Annotated in this window: 8 protein-coding genes; all 8 read right to left on the reverse strand. The window is 37.1% G+C overall.

The annotated features are described in order from the left end of the window. Positions 1-171: 171 nt before the first annotated feature. The 8 genes from ACHRWY_RS21440 to ACHRWY_RS21475 all read right to left on the reverse strand — a co-directional run bounded on the left by ACHRWY_RS21440 (position 172) and on the right by ACHRWY_RS21475 (position 16400). Entirely contained in the window at positions 172-4215 is a 4044-nt protein-coding gene (locus ACHRWY_RS21440) for a two-component regulator propeller domain-containing protein (protein WP_395357411.1), read from the reverse strand. Positions 4216-4486: 271 nt separating this feature from the next. After that, the gene (locus ACHRWY_RS21445; RefSeq protein WP_395357413.1) at positions 4487-7165 is read right to left on the reverse strand and encodes a DUF4962 domain-containing protein; all 2679 of its coding nucleotides are present in this window, start codon (positions 7163-7165) and stop codon (positions 4487-4489) included. Between the two features lie 87 nt (positions 7166-7252). Further along, positions 7253-8008 carry a DUF6250 domain-containing protein gene (locus tag ACHRWY_RS21450; RefSeq protein WP_395357415.1) on the reverse strand — a complete coding sequence of 252 codons (756 nt, stop codon included), beginning with the start codon at positions 8006-8008 and terminating at the stop codon, positions 7253-7255. Positions 8009-8038: 30 nt separating this feature from the next. Continuing rightward, positions 8039-9418 (reverse strand): sulfatase, encoded by a 1380-nt coding sequence (locus tag ACHRWY_RS21455; RefSeq protein WP_395357417.1) that lies wholly within the window; start codon positions 9416-9418, stop codon positions 8039-8041. A 396-nt stretch (positions 9419-9814) separates the two neighbouring features. Then, positions 9815-10777, reverse strand: coding sequence for an ROK family protein (locus ACHRWY_RS21460; protein WP_395357419.1), 963 nt, complete (start codon positions 10775-10777; stop codon positions 9815-9817). Between the two features lie 130 nt (positions 10778-10907). Beyond that, on the reverse strand, positions 10908-11243 hold the full coding sequence (locus ACHRWY_RS21465; RefSeq protein ID WP_395357420.1) for a hypothetical protein: 336 nt from the start codon (positions 11241-11243) through the stop codon (positions 10908-10910). A gap of 103 nt (positions 11244-11346) precedes the next feature. After that, the gene (locus ACHRWY_RS21470; RefSeq protein ID WP_395357422.1) at positions 11347-13233 is read right to left on the reverse strand and encodes a RagB/SusD family nutrient uptake outer membrane protein; all 1887 of its coding nucleotides are present in this window, start codon (positions 13231-13233) and stop codon (positions 11347-11349) included. Positions 13234-13250: 17 nt separating this feature from the next. Then, positions 13251-16400: a SusC/RagA family TonB-linked outer membrane protein gene (locus ACHRWY_RS21475; protein ID WP_395357424.1), complete on the reverse strand. Its 3150-nt coding sequence runs from the start codon at positions 16398-16400 to the stop codon at positions 13251-13253. Between the last annotated feature and the right edge of the window lie 828 nt (positions 16401-17228).

Below are 17228 nucleotides of genomic sequence, written 5' to 3' on the forward strand. Positions count from 1 at the left end.
ATAGGTTGAGCCCTTCCAATCTAAACGTATTTACCGCTTAGACGGGATTGTAATTTCAGAAATAAGAATTCGTTATGGATTTTGACCTTTTTAAAGGCCGTTTTTTAGTTGGTTTTCATGAAGACAGAAAGTAGTTTTTTCATTGTATAATAGTTTGTTGTGTTGTTTCGCTTATTCTTTTGGATCTTCTAATTTTGCCAGATATTCACTTGGCATACAGCCGTAATGTTGTTTGAATGCAGTAGAGAAATACGATGGCGAGTTAAAACCACACATGTATGTAATCTGTGCAATCGTGTAGCGTTTACTCTGCATTAATTCAACTGCCTTTTTAAATCGGATTCTTTTAATGAAATCCATTGCAGATTCGCCTGTTATGGCCTTTAACTTCAAGTAAAGGTTGGAGCGGCTCATTCCGATTTCTTTGCTGAATTGGTCTACCGAAAATTCAGAATCAGCCAGATGATCTTCGACAATCTGAATGGCTTGTTTTAGAAATTCTTCATCAAGTGTATTAAAAGCAATATTCTCCGGAACCATTTCTTTACCAACCGAATAATATTCTTTTAATCTTTTACGGGAACGCAGCAAATTCGTGATTTTTGCGGCCAATAATGGTGTCGAAAATGGTTTTGTAACATAATCGTCAGCACCCATTTCAAGTCCTTTTATCTGCTGGCTGGTTTCATTTCTGGCTGTTAAAAGCATCAACGGAATGTGTGAGGTATTAATATTTTGCTTCACTTTTTTGCAAAAGTGTAAACCATCCAATTCCGGCATCATCACATCGCTGATAATAAGATCAAACGGCTGAATTTCTAAAAGATCTAATGCCATCTGTCCATCATAAGCTACCGTAACGTCGTATATTTTACTGAAATAATCCTGCAGATAATCCAGGATCTCTTTGTTGTCGTCTACAATCAAAAGTTTGATGGGCTGATCTCTTTCAGTAATTTCATTTTCCTCCGGCAATAGCGAATCGTCTGTTTCAAGCTCATTATCGGATATAATTGATAAGTCATAAGCAGACTCTTCTACTTGCTGATCATTGCTATAAACCTGATCTGATGTTGGGATCGTTACTGTAAAGGTACTTCCTTTTTGCATAACGCTTTCGGCCGTAATTTCCCCATGATGCAATTCGACCAAACGTTTTGTAAAAGCCAGTCCTACGCCGGAACCCAAATTCATTTCGCGATTGTTTACCTGATAAAAACGGTCAAAAACTTTCGACAAATCTTTTTCGCTGATTCCAACTCCCGTGTCGGTAACTTGTATTTGTACGGTGTCATTTTTTTTCACTAATTCCATATGAATGCTCTGACCCGCTTTGGTGTATTTAAAAGCATTAGATAAGAGATTAAATAAAATCTTCTCCATGGCATCTTTATCAAAATAAAATACGAGCTGTGGCTCTTCAGTATGATAACTGTACTGAATGTTATTTTTTTCTGAAAGGGGTTTGAAGGATTCGAAAATTTCCTGTGTAAAATTCACGATATCGCTTTTGCCTACTTTAAGCTGTCGTGTGCCCATTTCGGTTTTTCTAAACTCAAAAAGCTGATCCACTAAATTGTAAAGTCGTTTTGCGTTGATAAACATTAATTCGTGTTTCTTTTTAGAAATTTTATCAGCAAAAGGCATTTTTAATAATTCTTCTAAAGGTGCTAAAATCAAGGTTAAAGGTGTTCTTAATTCATGTGATACATTAGTAAAGAAATCCATTTTTACCTGATTGATATAATTGACTCTTTCTTTATCAATTCGTTCTAATTTTAGCTGCTGAACGGCTTTTATTCGTCCTTTTATAATTTCAAAACCAATATAAATAGCACCGCTGACAATTGCCAGTAATAAGAAAGAAAACCAAAGCGTTTTGTACCAGGGCGGCAGCATGGTAATTTGTATGCTTCTAATGGCACTTGTTTCACCATTAGGACCAATCGCCTTAATCTGAAAATTATATTTTCCCGCCGGCAAATTACTATAACTTACTTTTAGCTCATCTGTACGCTGCCAGTCTTTATCTATTCCTTCAAGCTTATAATAATAGTACGTTCTGTTTGAAGAGATGTAATTGAACGTATTAAAAAAGATACTGAATTGTTTGTACTCCGGTCCAATTTCTAACTCATTTGCCTGATCAATATGTTCTTCGAGAATATCTGTTTCGTCATTTACAGCAACATTTTTATTAAGAACTTCTAAACCTGTAAAACTTAGTTTTAAAGGAAGTGCCTGCTGTTTTATTTTGGAAGGATAGAAATACGAAATCCCTTTTATGCCTCCAAAAAGTAACATTCCATCTTTTGCCTTGCAAAAAGCATAATCGTTGAATTGTTTGTTCTGCAAACCATCGCTTTCGTCAAAAGTCTGAACAGAACCTTTGTCGGGATTGAATTTGATTAAACCGCTGTTGGTCGAAATCCAGAGGTTTCCATCATCATCCGGAATGATTCCGTAAATGGTTTCTTTAACAAAATCTTTTCGGGCATTAAAACTAATAAAGGATTCCTGGCTTTCATCATACAAACGCAACCCTTCTCTGGTACCAATCCAGATTCTGTGTTTTTGGTCTTCGGTAATACAATTTACAATATCATCGCTTAGTTTTCCGTGTCCGATGTTTCCAAATAAAACCGTATCAGGATAAAAAAGTGTTACGCCATTTGTGGTTCCAATCCAGATACGGTGTTTGCTGTCTTCAAAAAGAAACGTAATATCGTCTGATGTGGGGCGTTTTCCGGCTTTATCCAGATGAATGTGTGTAAACGTTTTGGTTTCAGGATGAAACTGATCTAATCCTGATCTTGTGCCCACCCAAATTCGGCCTTTAGAATCTTTTAAAAGGCTATAAACCAAATCTCCGGCAATCGTGTTGGGATTATTCTCGTCATGACGAAATCGCTGTACAGAACCGCTGTTAGGATTCAGTAAATTCAGTCCGCCGTTGTGCGTGCCAATCAGGACATTGCCGTTATCATCAAATGCAATGGCTTTAATATTGTTCGAGCTTAAACTGTTTGCATTGTTTTCGCTGTTGGAATAATAAGTAATCGTATTGGCATTTTTATTCCAGTAATTTAAGCCTTTGTCATTGCTTCCAATCCAGAAATTCCCTTTTGCATCTTGTTTGATAACACCGATAACTTCATCATTTAAAGACGGTTTTCCTGAGTTTTGACTTAACAGATTGAATTTGATATCATTTTTATGATAATAATTCAAACCGCCATAATAGGTTCCTAACCAGATTCCGTTTTGTTTGTCTTTAAAAAAGCAACGAACTGAGTTTTGACTAATTGTATAAGGCTGAGAGATTTGATGGTAATAATTGGTAAAAGAATTATTGTTGGGATTAAAAATAGTCAGGCCTCTGAATGTTCCCAGCCAAATATTGCCTTCGGTATCTTTTCCAACACATCTAATATTATTATCGGCAATACTATTGGTTCCTGCGCTGTGAAGCAGGGAAGTGGTCTGTCCGTTTTCAGCATTGTATCGTATTACACCTTCGCCTTCGGTAGCGACCCATAATTTTTTTCCATCAATATGAACATCGTTGATATAAGGGTTTTTTCCGTTTAAATCTATTTTAACGAGTTGATGTGTATTAGGTTTTAGTTTAAAAAGACCAACATCTGTACCTAAAAGAATTTGTTTTTGCCAAACCCCGATATAGGCAGTTTTTTTAATTTCATGAGAAGATGCATTGAACTTAATTGTGGTAAAATTTTGGGCTTCAGGAGCTAAAACAAAAACTTCACCTGTAATTGAGGTTGCCCAGATTTTATGCTGATGGTCTTCTGTAATCGACGAGATGTACCATTCTCCAATACTGCGTGGAAGCTGATAATTGGTAAAGCTGTCCGTATTGTAATTGTAAACGCTAATACCCTGATTGCCGCCCACCCATAACTGTCCTTTATGATCAGTAAACAAGCTTCTAATGTAATAGGATTGTAAACTTGTTTTAATATTTTTTACGGGACGATATACTTTAAAACCTTTACTATCATAGCGATTTAATCCGTCCTGAGTTCCAATCCAGATAAACCCCAGCGTATCCTGCTGAATCGCAAAAACCGAACTTTGAGACAGGCCTTTATCGACCGAAATAGTACGAAAATAGCGGTCCTGAACCTGCGCATGACTCTTTGCACCGGAAAGAATAAGGTAGAAAAACGCAATTATAGCAATCGTTTTCTTCATGAATGTGGTATTATAATTTATTTATATGCTTACTGCTTTTTTTTAAACACATAGAATCATAGCGTTTTGGTAACTAAAAAAGGACGTTTTACTTATTTAAAATACACATAGCCCACTATGTGAAAGAAATGTATTTCTTTTAAGTATTCTTTTATTGTTTGTACTAATCTATTGTTTCTATGTGTTTAATTTTTTCTACGATTATATGTTTTTTTCTTCAAATAATAGAAAATCACCTCTAATTTAAAGAAAAAGCAAACATCTTATTTGTTTAATTTTTATCATATTTAGCTACATCCGGCAATTCGTCTACAGCTTCTTGTTGATTCAGTTTTTTTCCTTCTAATTCTAGTAATACAGAGCTTCCTGCTATTTTAGGCGAATAGGCTTTTCCTTCCAATTGAACAGGCAGACTTCCGTAGTTGAATAATGATTTTACTGCTTTTCCTGAAACTTGTAGTGCAGCAGGTTTTTCGCCATCTAACTGCGCCAGAATCTCCCAGTCTCCCATTTGTAAATGAGATAAACCGTTATTGTTTGAGATCGTTTTAATGATTTCCAGTTTTCCGTCTTTGACTTGTATAATGGTTAGAAACCTGAATTTTTGTTTGGGTTCTGAAGTAATTCCGGCATGCCATTGATCTTTAAATTCTTTGATCTGACCTTCGTCGTTCGTGACTTTGTTCCAGTTCACTGCAGCTTCGTAAAACTTGTTGTGTACGGACATTTGTAATGGGCTATTAGCAAAAACGCTCGCATTTACATTCCCTAAATCTGTTTTTACAATAAAGTTTTGTTGTTTGGCTTTCGCCGAATTTTCTCCCTCGATCGTGTAATACGGACAATGAAATTGTGTCGTCCATTTTACAGGACTTTTGGCTTCTAACTCATCGTATAAAACAATATATCCGCCTTCTAATTGCAGCATGTGTCTGCGGTATAAATTAATACCGGATTCTCCGTAACCATTGGCTTTGCCTGGTACAACATTGATTTGCTTGAATCGGTCTAGCCAAAATTCACTTTTAATCTCACCGTAAGCGTTACTGGCATCTCCCAAAGCATACTGAATGTGTTTTCCTGAAATGGCTCTCGGAATCCATCCGTAACCTTCTTCTCCCAATTTTTGGTTCAGGCTGTCGGCTAAAATGGTATTATACGCTTTTGAAGATCTGTAATATAAAAGATTGTGTTTGTCGCTGAAATTGCTGTAATAACCTGTTCCGCCAAAAATTACTTTCCCTTTAAAATTGATAGTAAACGCATTCTGCGAAGCGTGCCCATGTCCCGAAGACCCAAACGGACTGCTGAATAAATAACTGCTCAGGGTTTTATCGCCATGCGCCAAATCTTCGTGCATGGCCACTACACCCACATCAGCAAATTTGCGGGTTTTAGGCAAGTCAGCAGGCGAGGTGACAGGTGAATTTCTATTGGGTTTATAGTTTAATAATCTAAAGAATAAGAAATCATCTGTACCGTGATAATAGTCCGGATAATCTCTTTTTATTCCGTCGACATACCAGTTTAAGTACGGATTATTCATTTTATAAGTGAGAGCATCTGCAAACCAGGCTTCGCCTTTTACGATATACGGAATGTTTTCCCACATGTCGCCAATGGCAGTACTTGCAGCACCGTTTGGATGGGTATACATCATATAATACGGAAGGTTTTCCATCCACGGTAATTTAAAATAATCGACACCGCTAAAATCACCAAACATTTGGGATAAGTAAATAATCGATTTAAAATTGACTCTGAAATAACCGTTTCCTTCGTGCCAGCCGCCATCTGTGGTGCCCAGAACCGGAAAACGTGCTGACCAGACTTCGTACATATACGTAAGCCATTCTTTGGCTTCAGGGACATCATTAATCACGGCAACGGTTGCAATGGCGAGATTACGCAATGTAATTTGCCAAACGTGATTGTCGCTTACATGCAATTCAAAACGATTAGGCAAATGATTGTAAACGCGTTTTGCCCTGATGGTAATGATATTTTTGAAAAGTTCTTTTTCCTGAGGCGTTAAAAATTGATATCCTGCATCATAAAACCAGCCCAGGGCTTCTAAAACAGCACCACTTGTAAAATCGTCACCAGTTGCCAATCCGTCAGGATTCATTTTGGCGATATTTAAGGCCCTGCGTTTGGCATCGAGAATAAAACGTTCATCTTTGGTCAATTGATAAGCGATGCATAAATTGCGCACCGGAGTACCAACAGCATCGCCAAAACCGTGATACATTCTTTCTATAATGATCTTTTTTTCTAATTTATTTTTCCCTGTGGTATCAATTACCCTTTGTGGTTTCTCAGTTGGGAGAGGCGCCAGCATTAGCTTTTCCGCGTAAGCGATAAACTTTTTGGCTTCAGGATTTTCCAGATTGTTTTTATAAAAATTCTCGCCAATACGGTTCATATCCCATAAAAGCGGATGTGATCCTTCGTTGCGTTTTAAGACTTCGCTTACTGGCGGGGAAACTTTCTCATTGGCATATTGGGCATCCACCACAAAATCGTAAACAGACGACCATGTCCAATTAGTGCTTCCTCTTAAGGCGTAACCGTATTTCCAGTACCATTTTCCGGGTTTTAATGCCTGATGCAACGGATAAACGGCCCAACGCTGTTCAGTACTTACGATTAGGTCCTGACTGAGATTTTTATCACTGGCCAGCATGATTTTATAGCGTACATTACCAATGTTTGGATCTTCGGGTACCTCGCTTCCGCTTTCCATTGGTTTCACCATTTCTTTGCCATTCGTTGCGGGCCAAAGCAGGGCAGGAGCGTTGGTTGGAACTGTAATTCCGTTTACCGGATACGGCCATTCCCGTACTCTGGAATGTAGTTTTTCTGCTGTCAGTTTTATCATTGCCGGCTGTTGCTGACTAAAAACAGAAAGCGCCAGGAATGATAATAGTATGGTATATGTTTTTTTCATTTATATAAGTATAAATAAGTATTGTGATGTGTTTTTATTTTGCTTACCAGCAGCGTAATTTCAATAATTCTGCTGATTTTCTATCTCTTAATTAAGTTCATATATACGCAGGTTTTTTATTTCCTGTCGGGATTGTGTACTTCTAAAACCAAAATAACCGGATGTTAACGGAGCAGGATCTGCATACTCGAAATAACATTCTCCATTGACCCAAAATCCTGAAGTACCATCCTTTACAACTATTTTGATATGATATACTTTTTCGGACTCCAGTAAATGTTTTCGATCGGTATATTCTTTAATTAATGGCTTTGAGGCAGGTTTAAGATATTTTCTAAAACGGGTAGTCGTATTTGAATTTCCTCCCATACCAACATAATACAAGTTCAAATCATCATACTCTGAAAATTCGCCAGATCGGGTAAAAAGATTATCATTTTTAGGATCCGATGCCATCCAAAATTGATTTAAATCTGAAATGCGGTCGTTATTGCCTTTTCCCATTTTTACGATACGGTCGTATTCTATTTGTATGTTTCCACTGAGTTTTTTGTTTAACCACACGGTAACTCCGCCCCAGGTATCCAGTACCAGTGCATTTTTATTCGTGTAAACACTTGATTTATGACCTTGTACAGAATCTATTTCAGTAACCCAGTCTTTAGATTCTAATGGTTTAGAAAAATCGGATTTGAAAATTAACTTAGTAGTTGCCTTCCTCTTTTGAATAGTTTTCAACTGATTCTTTCTTACTGAATCTGTTGGCTTACTATTTTGCGAATAAAGAGCTGTCATAGAAAAAATGACGGTTATCAATAAAATAAAGGGAAGTTTACAATTCATTTTTACTAAGTGTGATTAGATTGTTTTTTTTCAAAATCCTGCTGTAAATTGATCTCCATTTGTCTTGCACCATTGTTTTAAATAACGGCGCATGGCAATTAGTTCTTTTTTATACGATTTATTTACTGCCAGATTGGTAATTTCTCCCGGATCTGTGCTTAAATTAAAAAGCTGTTCTTTTAAATCACCTTTGTTGTAAACAATATATTTATAATCCTTAGTAATTACGGCGCGTCCGCTAATGTTTAAAAGTTCTTCGTTATCGGCAAAATCGGTTTCGATTACCAAAGTATCGCGTAATTTTTGGTTTGGATTTTCTATTTTTTTACTAATGTCTATTCCTTTCAGGTAAGCCGGTTTTGGCACTCCGGTAAATCCGCAAATTGTGGGGATTATATCTGTACCGTTACAAACCAGCATATCATCTGTACGAGGTTTCCATTCGCCTATTTTCGAAATGATAAAAGGTATTTTAGCGGATTCTTCGTATAGAATTTGTTTTTGGTTCCAACTGTGACCTGCATAACCATCGCCGTGATCGGCTGTGAAGACAATAATAGTATTTTTTTCGATGCCATACTTTTTTAATGAAGCCAAGACCATTTCGATATAACCGTCTACTTTTTCGACTAAACGATTATAAGCCCAACGGTATTGACGCCATTGATCGGGAGTCCAGTTGACAGTTGGATAGGTTCTGAAACTTACTTTTTGCTGATCGCGAACAATTTTTGGTTCGTAGTCCGGAATTTTCCAGTTGGCAGGTAAGGCAGGACATTGATCTGCCGGAGGTGCTTTTTCTAAGATGTCCATTTTTAGATCTTCATCGCGAGCCCATTCGCAAATATCATGTGGGTTCAAAAAGGAGGCAACAAGTAAAAAAGGGGTATTTTTATTTTCTTTAATAAAACGGGCGCAGAAAGAAGGAGTTGCGGCATCGTTATAATCCTGAAAATTGGTGTTTTCGATATATTCAAAACCATGCTGACTTTTCTTAGTAGTAGGAACGGGTAAATGCCATTTGCCTACATAACCGGTCTTGTAACCTCCGTTTTGGAAAATTTTTCCCATCATCAAAAGATCATCGGGCCATTGACCGTCTTTTTCGGGAGCATTTCCAATAAAACCATTTCCGAAAGGCATTTTTCCGCTCATTATGGCAGAGCGTGACGGTGAACATAATGGCTGGGCACAATAGGCCCTGGTAAAACGAACTCCGTTTTGTGCCAGTTTATCCATTGCCGGAGTGTGCAAATCTTTGTTACCGGCAATACTCATGGCGTCGGCCGTTTGCTGATCGGTCATGATGATCAGGATATTGGGACGGGTAGTGGTTTGGGCATTACCAAAAAAAGGGATATTCAATACCACCAAAAGCCATATAAACAATATGTTTTTTTGAAACATCATATTTGCCTGTTTTAATCGATTATCTTTTGTTTTGTACACTCTTAAATGCAAAACGAATTTAGTAATCAATGCTCTAATAAGGTTTTGAATTTGTGTAAAATGATATTAAATTTATCTAAAACCTTTAATAATGGGGTTGGCAGATTAAAAAGATTTATAATTTGTGATGAATTTAACCGCAAAGTCCGCAAAGTTTTACGCGAAGGGCGCTGAAGTTTTTTTGAATAGCCCATAGCTTCAGCTAGGGGAATTTATATTTAAATAGAAAAAGGCTTTAGCCAAACTATTAATAGTTGGCTAAAGCCCTTTTCTTCTTATCTTTTTACATCTGGCTAAAGCTGGATGTTATTCAATCATCATTTGAAACAAAAAACGTTGCATCTTTGCGCGATTTTTTTATATCGCGTATTCCGTATTTTTAAACTTCTGGAAAGCATTCGCACAAGCTCCTAATAAACCGGCTTTGTTGCCTAATGTTGCCGCCACGATTTCTGTATTGGAGAAAGAAACGGGAATTGCTGCCTTTTTTACTCTTTTGGTTAATTCATCAATATAAAATTGTCCTGCTTCGCTGATTCCGCCGCCAATAATGACTTTTTGCGGACTAAAGATGTTCACGCAATTCACGATTCCGGCTGCCAGATAATCAAAATGATGCTGCATGGTTGTTATGGCGTGATCTTCACCGGCAAGGTATTTTTCGATAATAGTTTTACCATCGGTATTTTCGTCAGCTGATTTGTTTTGAGATTTATAATACTTTATTAATGCGGTAACGGATGCGTAGGTTTCTAAACAGCCACGTCCTCCGCAGGCACATTGAATTCCATTTTGCTGAATTACCGTATGCCCTAATTCGGCGCCACGGTTTTTGTAGCCTCCAAAAAGTTTTTTACTGATCATAATCGCACCGCCAATTCCGGTACCAATAGTTAGAAAAATGGCATCATCGCTCTCTTTGGCTGCTCCGTACATTACTTCGGCAAGTCCCATTAAGTTGGCATCATTGTCGATTACGATATTGTGTCCGGTTAGATTGTTTAGAATTTTTCCTAAAGGCAATTGTTCGAAACCAGGTAAATTAACGCCACCGCCGACAATTACATCATTTTCGATCAGACCGGGAAAGCCAATTCCGATACCTACAATGGGTTCGTTTAACTGATCGGTACATTGTGTAATAGCGTTCACAATTAGGGATATGATTTCTTCTTCGGTTTTTGCTTCGCTTAGGGAAACTAGAAAAGAAAAGAGGATTTCTCCGAGTTCGTTGACAACGCCACATTTAAGCGAAGTACCACCAATATCGATTCCGATTGCATACGATTTTGATAGTGATGTGTCATTTAAGGTATTCATATTGTTACTTTAATTTATTATTTTATCTTCTCTTAAAAACAATTAATGCAGAACGGCAAGTTCTGCATTAATGTCCAAAAATTGATTGATTTTCTAAAAAAAATATGGGCTTATTTTAAACCGATCCGTATTATTCTTTGGCTTTATTTATCGATTTTCCAAAATCCCTCCATATTTGAAACTGTGCCGGGGTTAAAATTGCTTTTTCTTTTGTCGTTATGTCTTTTTTCCAGGCTTGCAGTTTTTCTTGTCTCTGATCATAAAAAAGTGCAGGATCGTCTTTAATTGCTTTTTGACCTTTACTATTTTCGGCAATAAGACTGTGCATTTTTTGTTGGTTTACTTTGCTCAGTTTCATGACCGTAAAAATAGAATCTCTTAATACTTTCATGTCTTTGGGCTTGTCTTGTGCAAACGCTACTGTAGTGATGAGTATCAAACTGAATACGAATACGATCTTCTTCATAATTTTAGTTTAAATTTATAAATTGGAGATTTTTATTCAACACATAGAAACATAAATTTTATTGTTAAAAAAAACTATGTTTCTATATGTTGAAATAAAGTTTTTAATACTTTGGATTTTGACGTGTGATGTTCTTATTCACATCGGTTTCGTTTTGCGGAAATGGATATAATTCATGTTTCCCGGCTACAAAATTGGTGATTGAAGGATAGAAGTACGTAGATCTTATTGCTTTTACAGCAGTACTTGTTTCAGCTAATTTGGTACCTAAAATTCCCCATCGTATCAAATCGGCTCTGCGCATTCCTTCTCCGGAAAGTTCCCAGGCTCTTTCTTGTTGTAACGCTTTTAGGAAATTTTCTTTACTTAATCCAGTAGGAAGATTGATTGTCGATGATGTTGGTTTTGCTAATAATTGAGCAGTAGCTGTTGCTCCGGTACCTTTTCCGTCTGTACTTGTAATGGTTACAGTTGGCGCAGCAGTATAACCGTCACCGGAACGCAACATTCCGATTGTACCAATTCCACCGCTTGCCAGTGTTACCACTGCCGCAGCAGCATCACTGCCGCCACCGCCTGTAATTTGTATGACAACATTGGCTGCAGCTGTATATCCTGTCCCTTTGTTCCCTAAAGTGATACCAATTCTGCTTCCCTGAATGTCTGCGCCAAAAGCTCTTTTGCGAACCTGATTAATGGCATCATACGCAATAGTATTTGGGCCTTCGTTTAACTCATTTTCTACTTCGGCACGCATTAACAGTAAATCTGAATAACGCATCACCACCCAATTGATATGGGTATACTGTCTTTCCTGAACAGCATTTGTCTGATATTCTCTGTTCCATTTTGCTACTGTCCAGCTTTCGTCTTGTTTTGTGGTTAAAAGAGGTACTTTATTACCAAGCGCATTAATCGTATAGGTTGCTATCGAGAAATCTCTTCGCTGATCTCCTTCTGTAAAGCTATTGTAGAATGGTTTTGGTACCAGACATCTTCCTACAGTTGTAGCATAAAGTCCGTTTGATGTTAAAGCCCCATTGAAGTAACCCACATAAGATCCGTTTTCTTTAGCTCCGGCTGAATTGTAAAAAGCAATCTGAAAAATATTTTCTGTAGGTTCTAAAACATGCTGACACTGGTTCTTAAAAACCTTAGAATAAGACGGGTTCAATTTGTATGGATTTTGTGCCATAACCTCATTGATTTCTTTTTGTGCTATCGTGTAATATTCTTTGTAATTGGCCGGGCGTTTTATGGTTCCGTCTGCATTTAAAGAATATCCTCCGGCAAAAAGTGCTACTCTGGCCAGTATAGATTTTACAGCCCATTTATTAACACGTTCGTCTGTAGGTGTCTGCTCCGGTAACACTAAAGCTGCTTCCTGCATGTCTTTTATAATTTGCTTATAAATTTCATAACGGTCAACAAGTCCTCCTTTAAGATTATCTCCTGCCTGAGAGCTTTTTGTTTTAAAAGGAACATCGCCCCATAAGCGTACTAACTCTGAATAGTAAAAACCACGCAGGAATTTAGCTTCTCCAATATATCTGTTTAACTGATCTTTTTCGGCCTGGGTTCCATTTGCATACAAATCCATTTGTGGGATTCTTTCGATTACGACATTGGCCCTGTCGATTCCTTCATATAATTTACTCCATACGGTATAAAAAGCAGTAGTTTGCGAAATCCCCTGATAATGTGCGACTGTACGCCAGTCATCAGAACTTAAACCGCTTATTTGGCTAATATCAGTATCAGCATCAAAAACTAGAGAGATATTCCAGCCATAACTATCCAGAGATGACATGGGTTCATAGACACCTAATGCCGCCATATTGGCTTCTTTGGCATTGGTAAAAAAATTAGCGGTTGTAAAGTAGGAGTAAGGGGTTACTTCCAGTTCTTTTTCACATGAATTTAGCGGTAACAGCAGGCAAGTGATTCCCACTATTGCAAGGGCTTTAAAGGAAAATATATATTTTTTCATTTTTTTTAAACTTTAAATTATAGTGAAATATTTAAACCTGTAAGAAACGATTTGCTTCTTGGATAAGCACTAAAATCTACTCCTCTGGTGATGGCACTATTAATTACACTTACTTCCGGATCATAACCTGAATATTTGGTAAATACATACACATTATTAGCCGTAAAATAAATTCTCAGATTTGAAATTTTAGTATTGCTCAGCCATTTCTTAGGCAGGGTATATCCTAAGCTTATATTGTTGATACGCAGGAATGATCCATCTTCGATGATATCGCTGTACAAACGGCCTGTAGTATTACCATTGTAGGCAGGATTGGTTTTTCCAACATTCAGGGCGGCCAGTTCTGCAGGATCAGTTATGCGTTGTCCGTTTGCGTTAATGGTAGTCCATCTGTCGGCATAAATAGCAAATGTATTCAGGTTTTCCTGATTCAGTCTGGAATTGTTAAGCAGGTTGGCGTTGTAAATATCATTTCCTACGGAGAAGTCTAAAAAGATACTCAGATCCAATCCTTTGTAACTAAAAGTATTGTTTAAACCTCCTGTATATTTTGGATTAGAATCTCCTATAATGGTTCTGTCTAAATCATTGATTACGCCATCCGGTGTACCATTTGGCCCGCTGATATCTTTAAATTTAATAAATCCAGGCTGTACTGCGACATTATCACTTACTACTCCGGATTTTAAGGCATAAGTGCCGTTAGTGGCATTATAATCAAAATCGCTTACCTGATACAAGCCATCGCGAACATAACCGTACATGACACCAACTGGTTTTCCTACTTGTAATATGTAGTCGTTTGAAGTCGTGTAGCTATTGGTTATTAATGAATTTTCTCCTTCACTTAAGGCCAGTACTTTGGTTTTATTAAAAGCGATATTAAAATTGGTACTCCAATTAAAATCAGCTTTTTTTATGTTTATGGTATTCAGCGTAAACTCGATACCACGGTTTGATGTGGCACCAATATTCTGAAATTGTTTTTTAAATCCTGAACTAGCCGGAACACGGGTGTTGTAAAGTAAATCTTTAGAACGATTTTCGTATACCTCGGTAGTAAGTGAAATTCTTTGTTTGAAAAAACCTAAATCTAAACCTATGTTGGTTGATTTAGTGGCTTCCCATTTTAAAAGCGGATTTGGAATATTGTTTTGATACGCTGTAATATTAGTTTGATTGTTAAGAGGATAAGATCCTGAATTAAAAATCCCTAAAGCAGCATAGTTTGCAATTCGGTTGTTTCCTGCCTGACCATAACTTAAACGAAATTTTAAGTCTGAAAATACGGGAAGGCTTCTCATGAAATCTTCTTCAATAATTCGATAAGCGGCAGATACTGAAGGGAAATATCCCCATCTGCTGTCAGCACCAAATTTTGAAGAACCATCGGCTCTTATACTTGCTGCAAACAAATATTTATTTTTGAACGAATAACTGGTCTTTGCAAAAAAGGACAACATTTTATCATCTTCTGCAAATGTTGTTGGAATCCCCGGAATGGTTCCCAGTTGTAATTTGTCCCAACCTAAATTTACATCCGGAAAAGCACTGGCTGTAGCTGTAATTCCTTCAGCATAATTATAAATATATTCCTGACCTGCAGTAACATCAAACTTATGATTTTTAGAAAACGTATTACTATAAGTCAGTACGTTGTTGTAATTTAATCGGGTAGATATAGTATTGCTAACACCTCCATTAGGGCCGCCGCTTCTGATGGCCTGTATACCTCTGGCATCATTAAAGTACTTGCTATTGTTGTTGTTATCGGTATAACTGATCAATCCGCGATAAACTAATTTGGGTGTAATGTTGTATTGCAGCTGTAAACTCATGTTTATCGATCTGGTAATGGCTTCTCTTTTTTGACTGTCGATCGTAATCGACGGACTTTGAAAGATAGGCGAATCCTGATTGTCTAATGGGTCTACGGCAAGCGTTTTAAGGTCTTCATCTTCACCATTTTTTCCAATGGTTGGTCGGTATTGGAGTAAAGTCTGCAACATGCTCAATCTGGCATTTCCGCCTTCACCTGTATCTAATCCTGTTATTTTTTGATTGGAATAATTAACGATAGCATTCACAGAAAGTTTATCGGTTACATTATGGCTTACAGACAGTTTTGCGATATGTTTTACAGATTCGCTCCCCATCATAATTCCCTGATCGTTATTAACAGAATAAAAGGAATTGAATCTGGTTTCGTTTCCCCCGGCGCTCATACTGATCTTATGGTATTGAGACTGAACTGCATTTCCAAAAATTTCATCCTGCCAGTTAATTCCGGGCCTGTTTTGGTAAAGAGGAGCTAATTCATCCCAGGTACCATAATTTTTTATAAATTTCTGCAGCCTTACATCATCAGTAGCACCTTCATACATTAATTGTGTATATTGATACGGATTCATTACATCAAGCTTTTTGGCAATTGTTTTAATACCTCCGTACGTATCGTAACCAATCGTTAGTTTACCGCTTTTTGCTTTTTTAGTAGTAACCAAAACGACCCCGTTTGCTCCCTGTGCCCCGTAAATAGAGGTTGATGAGGCATCTTTTAAAACATCTACAGATTCGATATCTGTAGGGTCCAAAAAGCCCAATCCGCCCGTTTGCGCCACTCCGTCAACTACATACAAAGGTTCGTTGCTTTGTGTTATAGAAGTTCCGCCTCTAATTCTAAGTGTTGGTTCAGATCCGGGAGTTCCGTCAGGCATGGTAACCTGCATACCGGCAACACGTCCCTGAAGGGCTTGTGCAACATTTTGTACCGGCATTTTGGCAATTTCTTCTCCTTTTACAGAGGATATGGCGCCGGTAATATTTTTTCTTGATTTCGTTCCGTAACCTACTACAACTACTTCATCGAGATTATTGGTGTCATCGACTAATTTAGTATTGATTGTCGTTCTGTTTTTAACCTGTACTTCGATAGTTTTTGTTCCCATAAAAGTAAATACCAATGTAGCATCGGGTTTTACTTTAATTTGATAGGCACCATCGATTGATGTAACAGTACTGTTTTTGGTTCCTTTTTCATAAACAGTAGCCCCCGGTAACGGCAATTTCAGCCCATCGGTAACAACACCATTTACGGTAATATTTTGCCCATATGTAACTATAGAAGCTATAAGCAGCAAAAATAAAAATATAGTCCTTTTCATAATTTTTGTTTAAACCGGAATAAGTTTTTTACTTATTTCCTATTGATGTTATTTAAATTGGTTTTGGTTTTGTGAAATAAATCAGCCACTATTTTTGTTGTCGTGGAGAAAAATATAACAAATAATTAACCTGAGAAAGGGGCTGGGGAATTTTACGCCGGGTGAACAGAAATAAATTCTGCAGGAGTTGGTTTGTTTCTTTTGGATTAGTCATGTTTTTTTTGGTTTTAATTAAAACAAATATAGAAATCGGGTACACATGACAGTTTTGAATACGTCCAAAATACTATTGATTTTGATTAATACAACGTTTTAGTTCCCCGTAAACAAAGGGAAAATCAACGATTTTGGTTGTTTTTGTAGAATATTTTTCTAAAGAAAGTACCGTATTTACTAATCAATTTTGAAATAGCGTAGCAGGATTAAAAGTTAAGCGAAATACAGGAAATTGTTAAGCGGAATAGTTGTCTTTTGAGGTAATTTTTATCTACTGGTTTGTTGATTTATTTTGATCTTTCAGATAAAACTTATTAATTTAAATTTAAGCTAATGATTTATTGTTTGAAGAAGGAGATTTTAATTTTAAAATTGATTTTTATTTGAAAGAATTGGTTTGGAATTCGTAAAAAAATATTGCGGAATGGTACGCGGATGACTCGGATTCGCTATCGCGAAAACACGGATTGTCACGGATTTTTTATTCTCATTTTTTGTCATTTCGACGGAGGAGAAATCACACGCGGGATTCGACAAAGATTGGAAATTTTGATTGCCGGGTTTCTAGTGCGATTTGCTTCGCCTATTCGCTATCGCTCGGGTCTCCCTTCG

It is taken from the genome of Flavobacterium sp. FlaQc-48, assembly GCF_044007335.1.
Taxonomy (GTDB): Bacteria; Bacteroidota; Bacteroidia; order Flavobacteriales; family Flavobacteriaceae; genus Flavobacterium.

Excerpts from the sequence above, each read along its gene's own strand:
- ACHRWY_RS21440 (WP_395357411.1), bottom strand. The coding sequence starts at position 4,215 with ATGAAGAAAACGATTGCTATAATTGCGTTTTTCTACCTTATTCTTTCC.
- ACHRWY_RS21445 (WP_395357413.1), bottom strand. The coding sequence starts at position 7,165 with ATGAAAAAAACATATACCATACTATTATCATTCCTGGCGCTTTCTGTT.
- ACHRWY_RS21450 (WP_395357415.1), bottom strand. The coding sequence starts at position 8,008 with ATGAATTGTAAACTTCCCTTTATTTTATTGATAACCGTCATTTTTTCT.
- ACHRWY_RS21455 (WP_395357417.1), bottom strand. The coding sequence starts at position 9,418 with ATGATGTTTCAAAAAAACATATTGTTTATATGGCTTTTGGTGGTATTG.
- ACHRWY_RS21460 (WP_395357419.1), bottom strand. The coding sequence starts at position 10,777 with ATGAATACCTTAAATGACACATCACTATCAAAATCGTATGCAATCGGA.
- ACHRWY_RS21465 (WP_395357420.1), bottom strand. The coding sequence starts at position 11,243 with ATGAAGAAGATCGTATTCGTATTCAGTTTGATACTCATCACTACAGTA.
- ACHRWY_RS21470 (WP_395357422.1), bottom strand. The coding sequence starts at position 13,233 with ATGAAAAAATATATATTTTCCTTTAAAGCCCTTGCAATAGTGGGAATC.
- ACHRWY_RS21475 (WP_395357424.1), bottom strand. The coding sequence starts at position 16,400 with ATGAAAAGGACTATATTTTTATTTTTGCTGCTTATAGCTTCTATAGTT.